The sequence below is a fragment of the Streptomyces sp. NBC_01508 genome, assembly GCF_045040315.1.
Taxonomy (GTDB): Bacteria; Actinomycetota; Actinomycetes; order Streptomycetales; family Streptomycetaceae; genus Streptomyces.
In genome coordinates this window covers 4,221,699-4,236,046 of record NZ_CP109419.1, presented here as the reverse complement: position 1 = coordinate 4,236,046, position 14,348 = coordinate 4,221,699, and the positions used below count along the sequence as shown (strand labels likewise).

Genomic DNA, 14,348 nt, shown 5'->3' with positions numbered 1-14,348 from the left:
ACCACTGATGGAGCTCGGTCTCGTCGGCCTCGGCAAGATGGGCGGCAACATGCGCGAGCGCATCCGCCGCGCAGGCCACACCGTCATCGGATACGACCGGAACGCGGACGTCGCGGACGTCCACAGCCTCGAAGAGCTGGTGGGCAAGCTCAAGGGCCCCCGGGTCGTGTGGGTGATGGTCCCCTCCGGTGCGGCGACGCAGTCCACGATCGACGAGCTGGCGGGGCTGCTGTCCCCCGGCGACGTGGTCGTGGACGGCGGCAACTCCCGCTGGACGGACGACGAGAAGCACGCGGTGGAGCTCGGCATCAAGGGCATCGGCTTCGTCGACTGCGGTGTCTCCGGCGGCGTCTGGGGCCTGAAGAACGGCTACGCGCTGATGTACGGCGGCGACGCGGAGCACGTCGCGAGGGTCAAGCCGATCTTCGACGCCCTCAAGCCGGAGGGCAAGGCGGGCTCGGTCCACGCGGGCAAGGTCGGCGCCGGCCACTTCGCCAAGATGGTCCACAACGGCATCGAGTACGCCATGATGCAGGCCTACGCCGAGGGCTGGGAGCTGCTGGAGAAGGTCGACTCGGTCACCGACGTCCGCGAGGTGTTCCGCTCCTGGCAGGACGGCACGGTCATCCGTTCCTGGTTGCTGGACCTGGCGGTCAACGCGCTGGACGGCGACGAGCACCTGGACGCCCTGCGGGGCTACGCCGACGACTCCGGCGAGGGCCGGTGGACGGTCGAGGCGGCCATCGACCACGCGGTGCCGCTGCCCGCGATCACCGCGTCGCTGTTCGCCCGCTTCGCGTCCCGGCAGGACGACTCGCCGCAGATGAAGATGGTCGCCGCGCTGCGCAACCAGTTCGGTGGCCACGCGGTCGAGCAGGCGGACGAGAGCACACCGGGCAAGCCCGGAAAGCCCGTCAAGCCGGCCGGTCCCAAGAACAAGTAGCAGCCCTTCGCACACGCGGGCGGCGCAGGAACGGTGAGGGCGGCCCAGGTCATGCATGTCACGCATCTCTCGCTGGCCGACTTCCGTTCGTACGCCCGGATCGAGGTGCCTCTCGATCCGGGCGTCACCGCCTTCGTGGGGGCGAACGGGCAAGGGAAGACCAATCTGGTCGAGGCGGTCGGCTATCTCGCCTCGCTCGGCAGCCACCGGGTCTCCTCGGACACCCCGCTGGTGCGCATGGGCGCCGAGCGCGCGGTGATCCGGGCCGCCGTCACCCAGGGCGAGCGCTCGCAGCTGATCGAGCTCGAACTCAATCCGGGCCGCGCGAACAGGGCCAGGATCAACCGGTCTTCGCAGGTCAGACCGCGCGACGTGCTGGGGATAGTGCGGACGGTGCTGTTCGCGCCGGAGGATCTGGCGCTGGTGAAGGGCGATCCCGGTGAACGCCGGCGTTTCCTCGACGAGCTGATCACGGCGCGCTCCCCGCGGATGGCGGGCGTGCGCTCGGACTACGACCGGGTGCTCAAGCAGCGCAACACCCTGCTGAAGTCGGCGGCGATGGCGCGGCGGCACGGCGGGCGCGGGATGGATCTGTCCACGCTCGACGTGTGGGACCAGCATCTGGCCCAGGTGGGCGCGGAGTTGCTGGCCCAGCGGATGGATCTGGTCGAGACGTTGCAGCCGCTGACGGACAAGGCGTACGAGCAACTGGCGCCCGGTGGTGGTCCGGTGGCGCTGGAGTACCGTTCCTCCTCCGCCGACGCGGAAGGGCCGGGCGGTGAGGCGCCGCGTTCGCGCGAGGAGCTGTACGCCCGGCTGATGGCGGCGCTGGCGGGTTCACGTAAGCAGGAGGTCGAGCGGGGGGTCACGCTGGTGGGTCCGCACCGGGACGAACTGCTGCTGAAGCTGGGGCAGTTGCCGGCCAAGGGGTACGCGAGCCACGGCGAGTCCTGGTCGTACGCGCTGGCGCTGCGCCTCGCCTCGTACGACCTGCTGCGCGCCGAGGGCAACGAGCCGGTGCTGGTCCTCGACGACGTCTTCGCGGAACTGGACACGCGGCGCCGGGAGCGGCTGGCGGAGCTGGTCGCGCCGGGCGAGCAGGTGCTGGTCACGGCGGCGGTGGACGACGACGTGCCGGGCATTCTGGCCGGGGTGCGGTTCACGGTGACCGACGGCACGGTGGAGCGGGTATGAGCGTCCCCGAGTGGCCGGAGCGGCCGGCCGGGACCGGCGGCGCGCCCGCCGCGCTGCCCGATCCGGCCGCCGGTCCCGCCGCGCCGTCGCCGGCGCCCGCCGAGTCGTCGGGTGTCGACCTGGCGCGGGTCGCGCTGCGGGCGGCGAAGGAGCAGGCGCGGGCCCGTGGCGCGGCGGCCCAGCAGAAGAAGCAGGCCCGGCGGGGCGGTGGCCTGCGGTCGGGCTCGGGGGCGGACGGCCGTGATCCGCTGTCGCTGGGGGCCGCGATCAACCGGCTGATCACCGAGCGCGGCTGGGAGACGCCCGCCGCGGTGGGCGGAGTGATGGGGCGCTGGCCGCAGATCGTGGGCGACGACCTGGCCAAGCACTGTGTGCCCGAGCGGTACGAGGAGGCCGAGCGGATCCTGACGGTGATCTGCGACTCGACGGCCTGGGCGACGCAGTTGCGGCTGCTGGCACCGCGTCTGGTGGCCCGGCTGAACGAGGATCTGGGGCACGGCACGGTGAAGGTGATCAAGGTGCGTGGCCCGGCCGGTCCGCCCCGGCGCTTCGGCGGCCTGCGGGCGCCCGGCAGTAAGGGCCCGGGGGACACGTACGGCTGAGGGCGGTGCCGGCCACGTACGGCTCCCCGGGGCGTACGCCGGTACGAGCCCCCTGGAGCCGCCCCCGGGTCGGCACATCTCCGTACATTCCCGTACGTCTGCGTACGCCCCCCCGCGAAGACCTGCGGCAGGCCCCTCCCACGTCGCCCCGTACGGCTGACCGGGGTGCCTCACGGTTGACCTTCTCGCCGTCAGGAGCCGCGTCGGCGGGCTCCCCGAGGCGCCTCTGGGGGCATCAACGGCCGCTCTGCGGGCCTCACTTCACACGAGTGCCACGGTGCCCCTCCGGCCCTGTCCGGAGAGCGCTGTGACCTCGTCGTGGAGCGACGGAGTGTGAGGTGTCCCGCACGGTAGCCGGAGGTTGACAGCCCGAAGCGCTCAAAGCCCGTGTGAGCCTCTTGGAGCCCCTGCCCGAATATGGGGAGTCGGCAGCCGTCGGTTCAGGGCGGCACATGCGGACTCAGGTACCGGCAAACCCCCATTCGGGTCGCCGCTACCGGTAGACTGATGAAGAATCCCGCTTCGCTGGCGGGACTCGTCTACCAAGACTGTCAAACACTGTCGCAAGCCGAACGACGCAGCCGCTCCCGCCTTGTCCGGAGAACGGCCTGTGCTGTGCCAGAAAGGGCGCTTCGTGGCCGATTCCGGCAACCCCAACGAGAAGACTCCGTCCGTAGCCATCGGTGAGAACGGAGAGGTAACGGCCTCGTACAACGCCAGTGCCATCACGGTGCTGGAAGGCCTGGACGCGGTCCGCAAGCGTCCCGGTATGTACATCGGCTCGACCGGTGAACGTGGTCTTCATCACCTGGTGACCGAGGTCGTCGACAACTCCGTCGACGAGGCCCTGGCCGGGCACGCGGACACCATCGACGTCACGATCCTCGCCGACGGCGGCGTACGCGTGGTCGACAACGGCCGTGGCATCCCCGTGGGCATCGTCCCGTCCGAGGGCAAGCCGGCCGTCGAGGTCGTGCTGACGGTGCTGCACGCGGGCGGAAAGTTCGGCGGCGGCGGCTACTCCGTCTCCGGCGGTCTGCACGGTGTGGGTGTCTCCGTCGTGAACGCGCTGTCGACGAAGGTCGCCGTCGAGGTCAAGACCGACGGCTACCGCTGGACGCAGGACTACAAGCTCGGGGTGCCGACGGCGCCGCTGGCGCGGAACGAGGCGACGGACGACACGGGCACGACGGTCACCTTCTGGGCCGATCCCGATGTCTTCGAGACGACGGAGTACTCCTTCGAGACGCTGTCGCGGCGCTTCCAGGAGATGGCCTTCCTCAACAAGGGCCTGACGCTGAAGCTGACCGACGAGCGCGAGTCGGCGAAGGCCGTCGTCGGCGCCGATGTCGCGGGCGCCTCCTCGGCCGAGGCGGCCGGCGAGGAGCCGGTGCGCACGGTGACGTACTACTACGAAGGCGGCATCGTCGACTTCGTGAAGTACCTGAACTCCCGTAAGGGCGAGCTGATCCACCCCACGGTCATCGACATCGATGCCGAGGACAAGGAGCGGATGCTCTCGGTGGAGATCGCGATGCAGTGGAACTCGCAGTACAGCGAGGGGGTGTACTCCTTCGCGAACACGATCCACACGCATGAGGGCGGTACGCACGAGGAGGGCTTCCGCGCGGCGATGACCGGCCTGGTCAACCGCTACGCGCGGGAGAAGAAGTTCCTGCGCGAGAAGGACGACAACCTGGCGGGCGAGGACATCCGCGAGGGTCTGACGGCGATCATCTCGGTGAAGCTGGGCGAGCCGCAGTTCGAGGGCCAGACGAAGACCAAGCTCGGCAACACGGAGGCGAAGACCTTCGTACAGAAGATCGTGCACGAGCACCTGACCGACTGGTTCGACCGGCATCCCAATGAGGCGGCCGACATCATCCGTAAGTCGATCCAGGCCGCCACGGCCCGGGTCGCGGCCCGTAAGGCGCGGGATCTGACCCGCCGCAAGGGCCTGCTGGAGTCGGCGTCGCTGCCCGGCAAGCTGAGCGACTGCCAGTCGAACGACCCGTCCAAGTGCGAGATCTTCATCGTCGAGGGCGACTCGGCCGGCGGCAGCGCGAAGTCCGGTCGCAACCCGCAGTATCAGGCCATTCTGCCGATCCGCGGAAAGATCCTGAACGTCGAGAAGGCGCGGATCGACAAGATCCTCCAGAACACCGAGGTGCAGGCGCTGATCTCGGCGTTCGGCACCGGTGTGCACGAGGACTTCGACATCGAGAAGCTCCGCTATCACAAGATCATTCTGATGGCGGACGCCGACGTCGACGGCCAGCACATCAACACCCTGCTGCTGACGTTCCTCTTCCGTTTCATGCGCCCGCTGGTCGAGGCGGGCCACGTGTATCTGTCGCGTCCGCCGCTCTACAAGATCAAGTGGGGCCGGGACGACTTCGAGTACGCGTACTCGGACCGCGAGCGCGACGCCCTGGTCGAACTGGGCAAGCAGAACGGCAAGCGGATCAAGGAAGACTCGATCCAGCGCTTCAAGGGCCTCGGTGAGATGAACGCCGAGGAGCTGCGCATCACGACGATGGACGTCGACCACCGGGTGCTCGGTCAGGTCACGCTCGACGACGCGGCGCAGGCCGACGACCTGTTCTCGGTGCTGATGGGTGAGGACGTCGAGGCCCGGCGCTCGTTCATCCAGCGCAACGCCAAGGACGTCCGCTTCCTCGACATCTGAGTCGGTCTCCCGCTGACGACCGCTTCGTAAAGGCCGAAAGGACCACTGACCAGCAATGGCCGACGAGAACACTCCTGTGATGCCCGAAGAGGTGCCCGCCGTGGAAGGCGTGGGCATGCGTGTCGAGCCCGTGGGGCTTGAGACGGAGATGCAGCGCTCGTACCTCGACTACGCGATGTCCGTCATCGTGTCGCGTGCGCTGCCCGACGTACGGGACGGTCTGAAGCCCGTCCACCGCCGGGTGCTGTACGCGATGTACGACGGCGGGTACCGGCCCGAGAAGGGCTTCTACAAGTGCGCCCGCGTCGTCGGTGACGTCATGGGCACCTACCACCCGCACGGCGACTCCTCGATCTACGACGCGCTGGTGCGCCTCGCGCAGCCGTGGTCGATGCGGATGCCGCTGGTGGACTCCAACGGCAACTTCGGTTCACCCGGCAACGACCCGGCCGCCGCCATGCGGTACACCGAGTGCAAGCTGATGCCGCTGTCGATGGAGATGCTGAGGGACATCGACGAGGAGACCGTCGACTTCACGGACAACTACGACGGCCGCAATCAGGAGCCGACGGTCCTGCCGGCGCGCTTCCCGAACCTGCTGATCAACGGATCGGCCGGCATCGCCGTCGGTATGGCCACCAACATCCCGCCGCACAACCTGCGGGAGGTCGCGGCGGGCGCGCAGTGGGCGCTGGAGCACCCGGACGCCTCGCACGAGGAGCTGCTGGACGCGCTGATCGAGCGCATCAAGGGTCCGGACTTCCCGTCCGGCGCGCTGGTCGTGGGCCGCCGGGGCATCGAGGAGGCGTACCGCACGGGCCGTGGCTCGATCACGATGCGCGCGGTCGTCGCGGTCGAGGAGATCCAGAACCGGCAGTGCCTGGTCGTCACGGAGCTGCCGTACCAGACCAACCCCGACAATCTCGCGCAGAAGATCGCCGACCTGGTGAAGGACGGCAGGGTCGGCGGCATCGCCGACGTCCGTGACGAGACGTCCTCGCGTACGGGGCAGCGTCTGGTGGTCGTGCTCAAGCGCGACGCGGTCGCCAAGGTCGTCCTGAACAACCTGTACAAGCACACCGACCTTCAGACGAACTTCGGCGCGAACATGCTGGCGCTGGTGGACGGCGTGCCGCGCACGCTGTCGATCGACGCGTTCATCCGGCACTGGGTGACGCACCAGATCGAGGTCATCGTCCGGCGTACGCGGTTCCGGCTGCGCAAGGCCGAGGAGCGCGCGCACATCCTGCGTGGTCTGCTCAAGGCGCTGGACGCGATCGACGAGGTCATCGCGCTGATCCGGCGCAGCGACACCGTCGAGATCGCCCGCGGCGGCCTGATGACGCTGCTGTCGATCGACGAGATCCAGGCGAACGCGATCCTGGAGATGCAGCTGCGCCGGCTGGCGGCGCTGGAGCGGCAGAAGATCGTCGCCGAGCACGACGAGCTCCAGGCGAAGATCGACGAGTACAACGCGATCCTCGCCTCGCCCGAGCGGCAGCGGCAGATCGTCAGCGAGGAACTGGCGGTGATCGTCGACAAGTTCGGTGACGACCGGCGTTCCAAGCTGGTGCCGTTCGACGGTGACATGTCCATCGAGGACCTGATCGCCGAGGAGGACATCGTCGTCACCATCTCGCGTGGCGGCTATGTGAAGCGTACGAAGACCGACGACTACCGCTCGCAGAAGCGCGGCGGCAAGGGCGTGCGCGGCACGAAGCTCAAGTCGGACGACATCGTGGACCACTTCTTCGTGTCGACGACGCACCACTGGCTGCTGTTCTTCACGAACAAGGGCCGGGTGTACCGGGCGAAGGCGTACGAGCTGCCCGACGCCGGCCGGGACGCGCGTGGCCAGCACGTGGCCAACCTGCTGGCGTTCCAGCCGGACGAGAAGATCGCGCAGATCCTCGCCGTACGGGACTACGAGGCGGCGCCGTATCTGGTGCTGGCCACCAAGGCCGGTCTGGTGAAGAAGACGTCGCTGAAGGATTACGACTCGCCCCGTTCCGGTGGCGTGATCGCGATCAACCTCCGTGAGACGGACTCGGGCGCGGACGACGAGCTGATCGGTGCCGAACTGGTGTCGGCCGAGGACGATCTGCTGCTCATCAGTAGGAAGGCGCAGTCGATCCGGTTCACCGCGACGGACGACGCGCTGCGTCCGATGGGTCGTGCGACATCGGGTGTGAAGGGGATGAGTTTCCGCGAAGGGGACGAACTGCTGTCGATGAATGTCGTCAGGCCCGGTACGTTCGTGTTCACTGCTACGGACGGCGGTTACGCGAAGCGGACCAACGTCGACGAGTATCGCGTTCAAGGGCGTGGCGGCCTCGGTATCAAGGCCGCGAAGATCGTGGAGGACCGCGGGTCGCTGGTCGGTGCGCTGGTGGTGGAGGAGACGGACGAGATCCTCGCCATCACCCTGGGCGGCGGCGTGATTCGTACGCGAGTCAACGAAGTCAGGGAGACGGGCCGTGACACGATGGGTGTCCAACTGATCAACCTGGGCAAGCGCGATGCCGTCGTCGGTATCGCTCGTAACGCCGAGGCCGGTCGTGAGGCTGAAGAGGTCGAAGGAGTTGTCGGCGATGACGCCGGTGACGAAACGGCGACCGACGGAGCCGCGCCTGCCGAGGACGCTGAGGGCACCCAGCCCTCGGTAGCGGAGCACGAGGAGTAGAAGCGTGAGTGGAGCCACGGGCGCCGGATCGGCCGATTCCGGAGCGAGCGGTGCCCGTGGCCCTGCCACGGACTCCCAGGGGGTTACGGTGACCGGCACCCGGGGGCAGCAGCCCCCTTACGAGACGTACGGATCCGAGCAGCCGCAGCAGGCGGCGCAGCCGTACCACCCGCCGCAGGCGTATCCGACGCCGTCGGGCGGGGGGACACAGGGCGGACAGCAGCGGACGGGCGCACAGCCGCCGCAGACACCGCCGCCCGTCCAGGTTCAGGGCCAAGGACAGGGGCAGGGCGTGGGGCCGGGTCAGCCGGGACAGACACAGCAGGGCGTCGGCCGGCCGGCCACGACGGCGGGCGTACGCCTGCCGCGTACGGGGGCGCGTACGACACCGCGCACCCGCAAGGCGCGGCTGCGGGTGGCGAAGGCCGACCCGTGGTCGGTGATGAAGGTCAGCTTCCTGCTCTCCATCGCGCTCGGCGTGTGCACGGTCATCGCGGCGGCGGTGCTGTGGATGGTCATGGACGCGATGGGCGTCTTCTCGACCGTGGGCGGGACGATCAGCGAGGCGACGGGCTCGAACGAGAGCAACGGCTTCGACCTCCAGTCGTTCCTCTCGCTGCCGCGGGTGCTCATCTTCACATCGGTGATCGCCGTGATCGACGTGGTGCTGGCGACCGCTCTCGCGACGCTCGGATCCTTCATCTACAACCTGTCGGCGGGCTTCGTGGGCGGCGTCGAGTTGACGCTGGCCGAGGACGAGTAAGAGGCCTTTTCGCGGGGCTCCGCACGGGGTCGGCCGGGGAGGAGCGTGGCCCCGGTATCGATTTTGGGACTGGCCCTGGAGTGCGCTAATCTTCAGGGGCAGCGCGGGGCTATAGCTCAGTTGGTTAGAGCGCATCCCTGATAAGGATGAGGCCACAGGTTCAAATCCTGTTAGCCCCACAAGCGCAAAGGCCACCAAGTCACGTGACTCGGTGGCCTTTGACATCTACAACTGACATCAGCCAATCAATGGATCTTCCAGCAGATCCGCAAGCAGGTCCACGGCTTCACGTTCGCTGTCGCCGACGACGTGCGTGTACACGTCCATGGTCATGCTGATTTGACTGTGACGGAGGATCGCCTGCGCCACCTTGGGGTGGACCTTGAGGAAGGCGAGCAGGGTGCCGCAGGTGTGCCGAGCGAGCCGGACCGTGATCCGGCGAACACCGGCGCGCTTCACCAAGGCGTTGAAGGTACGGGAGAAGCCCACCGGGTCCGTCAGCCCGCCGCGCTCGGACGAGAAGATCACATCGTGATCGGGTTCCTGCGCCCAGGTGTCACCGATGATCTTTCGTTCCAGGTTTTGCAGTTGGCGTCGTTCTTCCAGGGCGCGGGCGCAGAACTCCGGCAGTGGCAGCACCGCGTGCGAGGAGTCCGTCTTGAGGTCCTTGAGGACCAAGCCCACGCCCTTCTTCCGCTGCACCTGCTTGGTCGGCGTGAACTGCCGGTTCTCGAAGTCGATGTCTTGCCAGCGCAGCCCGAGCAACTCGCTCCGGCGGAGGCCGAGGACGAGCACCAGGACGCAGGCCGCGTAGAAGCGGTGGGCGCGGGCGGTACGGAGGAAGGTGACCGCTTCACGGGCATTCCACGCCTTGCCCTTGTCCTTGCTCACCGTGGGCATGTCGACCAGGAGCGCTACGTTGCGAGTCAGCAGCTCCTCACGGATGGCGCGGTTGAGCGCGTTCCGGAGCGTGCGCAGCACCTCGAAGCGGACGGAGGCCGTGACCATTTCCCGCTTGAGCGTGGCCATGAAGGAGCGGACCTGAGCCGGTGTCAGCCGCAGCATGGACTTCTTCCCCAGGTGGGGCGCGAGGTACAGGCGGACCTTCGACTCGTACTTGGAGTAGGTGTTCTCTTCCCGGTTCGGCTTGACGATGTGCTTGAGCCAGTAGTCCAGCCATTCCCCGACCGTCCACGTTCGTGAGGGGACAGGGATGCCCTCCCGCTCCTGACTCTGGAGCTTGCCAAGCTTCTCGTTGGCCTCATCCCAGGTGGCGCCGTACACGTACTTCCGGACGCGGTTGCCGTCTGTGTCGGTGACGTAGGCGGCCCCCTGGTAGCGGCCATCGGTGCGCTTGGTGATCGTTCCCCCGCCGTTGGGGCGTCGCTTTGCCATCAGGCAGCCTCCCCGAGCTGGCCCAGGACGAAGGCGCGCACGGCGTCAGCGGGGATACGACGGCAGCCGTCGACCTTGATCGAGGCCAACCGGCGCGTACGGATCAGGTCGTAGACCTTGGTCCGTCCGACCTTCAGCCGCGTCATGACGTCCGGCACGGTCAGCAGTTCAACAGTGGTGGCGCTCATGCGATCGCCCCTTCCAGGTCTTCCAGGTCGGCGCGTGCTTCGCGGGCGGTGTCGCGGCTTTGTTGGATGTCGCGGTGGATGTTGGCGGCGAGCCAGGATTCGCCGGGGGTGTGGCCGTGTCCGGCGTAGGCCCAGTGCGCGAGGGTGAGGGTGGTCGCTTCGGGGTGGTCGTTGGGGTCGGGAAGGCCGAGGGAGGCACGTTGCTGGTGGGCGCGGTAGTCGGCGCGGACCTGTCGCAGGGCGCCCAGCGTGGTGGAGTAGCGGCGGGATTTGGTGGAGAAGTGGCCCCGGAAGCCGAGCATGTGAGCCCAGGCGAGGAGGCGGCGGTCGGGGTAGTGGGGGTTGAGGTCGAAGCACGCTTCGATCAGGCGCCGGGTGTGGTCGGGGATGTCGAGGAGGATCAGGGCTTCGCGGTTGCCGACGCGGCGGTCGACGGTGCCGGTGGTCTCGGCGGCCTTGGTGGCGTACTTGGCGACGTAGGAGGCCACGGCTTGCTCTGTGAGGTCTTCGCCGTTGCCGAAGGCGCCGATGGGCTGGACGTCGAGCTGGGTGCCCCAGCGCAGGACACGGGCGGGCTGGTCCCCGGCGGCGGGAAGCGTGATCTCAGCACGGGCAGCCACGGCACGCAGTGCGTCGGTGAGGAGGTCGAGGGTGGCCCAGGACGGGGGCGGTGAGTCAGGTCCGGTGGGGCCGTCGAGGCGGATGACGGCGTGGAAGTGGATGGCGCCGCGTTTCTGGTACTCGGCGACCTTGCCGTAGGAGACGCGGAGCTGTTCCTTGAGTTCGCGCTGAGTTATGCCGGCACGGGCAGCCAGCTCACGCGGGAGGTAGATGGTGACGTAGCGCCACAGGTCCCCGGCGTGGTTGTTCCACAGGACCGCACCGGCGTAGTCGTAGGTCACCGGGTCGAGCGCGGCGCCCAACTCGTCTGCTTCGTCGGGGTGTTGGGTGCCGCAGCGGCAGGGGCGGTTGCCGGGGCGGTTGTGGACCGGGCCGAAGGACGGGGCGGTGAGGGTGGCGAACACGCGGGGGTGGTCGCGCACAGTGTGCGGGGTGCCTTTGGTGGGGTCGCCGGTGAGTCCGGCGCGGATGAGGTGGTAGGTGTCTCCGGCGTAGGTCCAGGCGCAGGAGGGGCAGCGTGAGGCGCGGCGGTTGCCGCAGGCGATGCGGAGGGTTCCGCCGGGCTCGTTGTCGGTCGAGTAGTGGTGCAGAAGGGTGCCGGTCGTGCGGTCGGTGGTCTTGGTAGCGCCGGTGAGGCGGATCGGGTCGGAGCATCCTCCGGTACGGCGGATCTGCTCTTGCCAGCGATCGAAACCGGGAGCCCCGGCCACCCGCAGCAGATCGCCGAGGGTGACCGGGTCCAGGCCCGCCGCAGTGGCGGTGGTGTTCATGCGCTCACTTCCCCGCGCGGGCGAGGGCGGCGGGGGCGAGGATGCGGTGGCCGGTGCCGTGGCAGGGGCGGCAGGTGGCGGTGAGGGTCTGGCGCTGGCCGTCGTCCGTGCGCTGGCCGGTGGTGATGGCGACAGCCGCGAAGCCGTCGCAGTTGGGGCAGATGGGCCGGGGGCGGGTGTGCTGGGGCATGATGGTGTTTCCCTTTCGGGTCTGCGTGATCTGGAAGGTGGGAAAGGCGCCCGGAGCGGCGGAGACTTGGTGGTTGAGGCCGCTCCGGGGGCCGGTCAGCGTCGGCGGTTGCGACGCTCGGGCTTGATCGGCGGCATCGCGTCGTAAGCGCCCTGCCCGTGTTGGAACGAGGCAGCGTCGCTGTCGCTGCGGGCGGCGTCGGCGTACTCACGGCCGATACGGCGCATGGTCTTGCGGTCACCGTGCCTGCGGGCGATGGCGAACTCCCTGCCGAGTTCGGCCATGGCCGGGCTCTCGGGTTGTGTGCTCTTGGTGCGGCTGAACAGACCCATGGTCAGGACTCCTTGTCAGTGGTGAGTGTTGTTGCGTCGGCCGTGGCCTTTGGCCGCGTACATGGCGGCGTCGGCGGCGGTCAGCGCGTCGGTGAGCGAGGGCTCGGGCAGGTCGGTCAGGTGGCAGAAACCGGCTGATGCGGCGATGGGCAGGAGGCTCCCGCCGTGCAGGACCGGGCGGTGGAGCGCGGAGACCAGCGCGGCAGGCCCCAGGGTCTTGGCTGGGTCGGTGACGATGACGGCGAACTCATCACCGCCGAGGCGGGCGGCGATACCGTGCCGACCGGCCCACATCGCCAGGCGTGAGGCCGTCGAGGCGATCACCGCGTCTCCGGCGGCGTGGCCGTGGGTGTCGTTGACCGCTTTGAAGTCGTCCAGGTCGACCAGCACCACGAGCGCGTTCGGGGACCGCTGGATGATGCGTTCGGCTCGTGCGGTCCATCCGGCGCGGGTGTGCAGGCCGGTCAGCGGGTCGCGGCGCGCGCTCGACAGACGTCGGGCCAGGAGGCCGCTGTGGACGGCCCAGCCGACAGCGGGCAGCGCGGCGGCGAAGGTGGGCAGGTCCATGGCATTCACCGGCCCGTACCGGACTGGTTGAGCAGGGAGCGCAGGACCACGGCGCAGATGGCGACGGATGCGCCGGTGATGGCGACGGCGAGGAGCAGGGAGACCAGGACGGCGCCGATGACCAGCACCACTGTGGTACCACCGACAGCGATCGTGATGACGGCGGCGGGGGTGAGCTGGACCGTGGGCCGGGACGAGGCGACCGGCACCGGCGCCGGGGCGTGGACAGCGGGCGGGTGGATGGCGTCGGGGGTGCGGATCACCGGGGCGGTGTCGGGGGGCGGGTACTTCGGGGTGAACACGGGAACGGTCTCCTCTCAGGCGGTGCAGCGGTGGGTACGGGCGGCGAGTTCGGCGGCGGGCCGGTCGGTGTAGTCGGCGGAGAAGCCGCAGCCGGGGGCGGTGCAGGCGGCGGCGTGCTTGTCGCGGCCCCGTGCGTCGTTGTGGGTGCCGACCTGGACGGGGCCGATCCGGATCACGTCGCGGAAGCGCTTCGGGCGGGCCATGGCACTCAGCCGTTCCGGCCGGTGAAGTCGTCAGCGTGGTCGGTAAGCCACTGCTGGATCTCCGAGTGCTCGTCGTCGGTGGCCCGGTTGATCGCAGCTTCGGCGGTGGCCACCGCATCGACCAATCGGTTGCTGCGGGTCAGTTCGGCGGACCGCTTCAAAGCGGACTCGATGGACGGACGCATAGCGGAATCTCCTTGGCTGTCAGGCGAGTTGGGCGGTGATCGCGTTGGCGAGCGGTGCGGGGACGCCGAGGCGGGCGCGCAGGGTGTCGGCGTCGATACGGGTACCGGTCGTGGCGTGGTGGTTGTCGGCGAGCTTCCGGGCGTGATCCAGCAGCGCCGGGGGAACCGCCACAGCAGGAGCCGGAGCAGGAAGGGGGGCGGGTTCGGCCGCAGGGGCGGGCGGAAGTTCCGGGACCGGGTCGGGCTCCGGATCGGGAAGCGCTACCGGGGCCGGGGCGGGGTCAGGGTTGGGCTGGAAATCGGCCGGCACGGCGGGCGGGGCCGGTGCATGGGCCAGGAGTGTGCCGCCAAGGAACGCGAGGGCGGGCCATCCGGCGACGGTGATACGCAGCCAGTCAGGCACGTCGCTCATGTCGAGGAGTCCGGCGGTCGCGACGTTGGCCCCAAGCGAGGCGGTCAGTGCGATGACGAACCAGACCCAGGCGGCGCGGTTGTCGGCGGTGGTGCGCATACGGCGCCAGGCGGCGACGAGCAGCAGATCCACGCTCACCGGATACGCCCACGCCTTCCAGCCGTCCTGCCCGGCAGCGGCAGCCAGGTCGTGAAGGTGCGCGAAGGACAGGGCACCGGCGATCACGGCCTGAATCAGGACGGCGTCGAGACGAAGGGTGCGGAACATGGGGGTCATCTCCTTTCGAGGAGTGGTGGCCGGGGCCGGGC

General features: G+C 69.0%; 16 protein-coding genes and 1 tRNA gene. 7 read left to right on the top strand and 10 right to left on the bottom strand.

Going from position 1 to position 14,348, the window contains the following annotated elements:
* The first annotated feature begins 7 nt into the window (after positions 1-7).
* The 7 genes from gnd to OG700_RS19560 all read left to right on the top strand — a co-directional run bounded on the left by gnd (position 8) and on the right by OG700_RS19560 (position 9,053).
* Positions 8-943, top strand: coding sequence for a phosphogluconate dehydrogenase (NAD(+)-dependent, decarboxylating) (gene gnd / locus OG700_RS19590; RefSeq protein WP_405615321.1), 936 nt, complete (start codon positions 8-10; stop codon positions 941-943).
* A 51-nt stretch (positions 944-994) separates the two neighbouring features.
* A complete protein-coding gene (gene recF / locus OG700_RS19585) occupies positions 995-2,137 on the top strand; it encodes a DNA replication/repair protein RecF (protein WP_405615319.1) in 1,143 nt (380 codons plus the stop codon).
* Positions 2,134-2,739, top strand: a complete 606-nt coding sequence (locus tag OG700_RS19580) for a DUF721 domain-containing protein (RefSeq protein WP_405615317.1) — start codon at positions 2,134-2,136, stop codon at positions 2,737-2,739. The genes recF and OG700_RS19580 overlap by 4 nt, the downstream gene beginning before the upstream one ends.
* A gap of 610 nt (positions 2,740-3,349) precedes the next feature.
* The gene (gyrB, locus tag OG700_RS19575) at positions 3,350-5,428 is read left to right on the top strand and encodes a DNA topoisomerase (ATP-hydrolyzing) subunit B (RefSeq protein ID WP_405615315.1); all 2,079 of its coding nucleotides are present in this window, start codon (positions 3,350-3,352) and stop codon (positions 5,426-5,428) included.
* 55 nt (positions 5,429-5,483) lie between these two features.
* Positions 5,484-8,111, top strand: a complete 2,628-nt coding sequence (gene gyrA / locus OG700_RS19570; protein WP_405615312.1) for a DNA gyrase subunit A — start codon at positions 5,484-5,486, stop codon at positions 8,109-8,111.
* An 88-nt stretch (positions 8,112-8,199) separates the two neighbouring features.
* Entirely contained in the window at positions 8,200-8,874 is a 675-nt protein-coding gene (locus OG700_RS19565) for a DUF3566 domain-containing protein (protein ID WP_405615310.1), read from the top strand.
* Positions 8,875-8,979: 105 nt separating this feature from the next.
* Positions 8,980-9,053, top strand: a tRNA-Ile gene (locus OG700_RS19560).
* 58 nt (positions 9,054-9,111) lie between these two features.
* Here OG700_RS19560 and OG700_RS19555 read toward each other — a convergent pair.
* The 10 genes from OG700_RS19555 to OG700_RS19510 all read right to left on the bottom strand — a co-directional run bounded on the left by OG700_RS19555 (position 9,112) and on the right by OG700_RS19510 (position 14,307).
* On the bottom strand, positions 9,112-10,269 hold the full coding sequence (locus OG700_RS19555) for a tyrosine-type recombinase/integrase (protein WP_405615308.1): 1,158 nt from the start codon (positions 10,267-10,269) through the stop codon (positions 9,112-9,114).
* A complete protein-coding gene (locus tag OG700_RS19550) occupies positions 10,269-10,457 on the bottom strand; it encodes a helix-turn-helix domain-containing protein (protein ID WP_405615305.1) in 189 nt (62 codons plus the stop codon). Before OG700_RS19550 ends, OG700_RS19555 begins: the two co-directional genes overlap by 1 nt.
* Positions 10,454-11,848, bottom strand: a complete 1,395-nt coding sequence (repSA, locus tag OG700_RS19545) for a replication initiator protein RepSA (RefSeq protein ID WP_405615303.1) — start codon at positions 11,846-11,848, stop codon at positions 10,454-10,456. The genes OG700_RS19550 and repSA overlap by 4 nt, the downstream gene beginning before the upstream one ends.
* A 4-nt stretch (positions 11,849-11,852) precedes the next feature.
* Complete coding sequence (locus OG700_RS19540) at positions 11,853-12,038, bottom strand: hypothetical protein (protein ID WP_405615301.1); 186 nt, start codon at positions 12,036-12,038, stop codon at positions 11,853-11,855.
* 95 nt (positions 12,039-12,133) lie between these two features.
* The gene (locus OG700_RS19535) at positions 12,134-12,370 is read right to left on the bottom strand and encodes a hypothetical protein (protein ID WP_405615299.1); all 237 of its coding nucleotides are present in this window, start codon (positions 12,368-12,370) and stop codon (positions 12,134-12,136) included.
* Between the two features lie 15 nt (positions 12,371-12,385).
* On the bottom strand, positions 12,386-12,937 hold the full coding sequence (locus OG700_RS19530; protein WP_405615296.1) for a GGDEF domain-containing protein: 552 nt from the start codon (positions 12,935-12,937) through the stop codon (positions 12,386-12,388).
* Between the two features lie 5 nt (positions 12,938-12,942).
* Positions 12,943-13,239 (bottom strand): SpdD protein, encoded by a 297-nt coding sequence (locus OG700_RS19525; protein WP_405615294.1) that lies wholly within the window; start codon positions 13,237-13,239, stop codon positions 12,943-12,945.
* 15 nt (positions 13,240-13,254) lie between these two features.
* Positions 13,255-13,443 carry a mobile element transfer protein gene (locus tag OG700_RS19520; RefSeq protein WP_405615292.1) on the bottom strand — a complete coding sequence of 63 codons (189 nt, stop codon included), beginning with the start codon at positions 13,441-13,443 and terminating at the stop codon, positions 13,255-13,257.
* Between the two features lie 5 nt (positions 13,444-13,448).
* Positions 13,449-13,628: a hypothetical protein gene (locus tag OG700_RS19515; protein ID WP_405615289.1), complete on the bottom strand. Its 180-nt coding sequence runs from the start codon at positions 13,626-13,628 to the stop codon at positions 13,449-13,451.
* 19 nt (positions 13,629-13,647) lie between these two features.
* Positions 13,648-14,307 (bottom strand): DUF2637 domain-containing protein, encoded by a 660-nt coding sequence (locus OG700_RS19510; protein ID WP_405615287.1) that lies wholly within the window; start codon positions 14,305-14,307, stop codon positions 13,648-13,650.
* Positions 14,308-14,348: the final 41 nt, after the last annotated feature.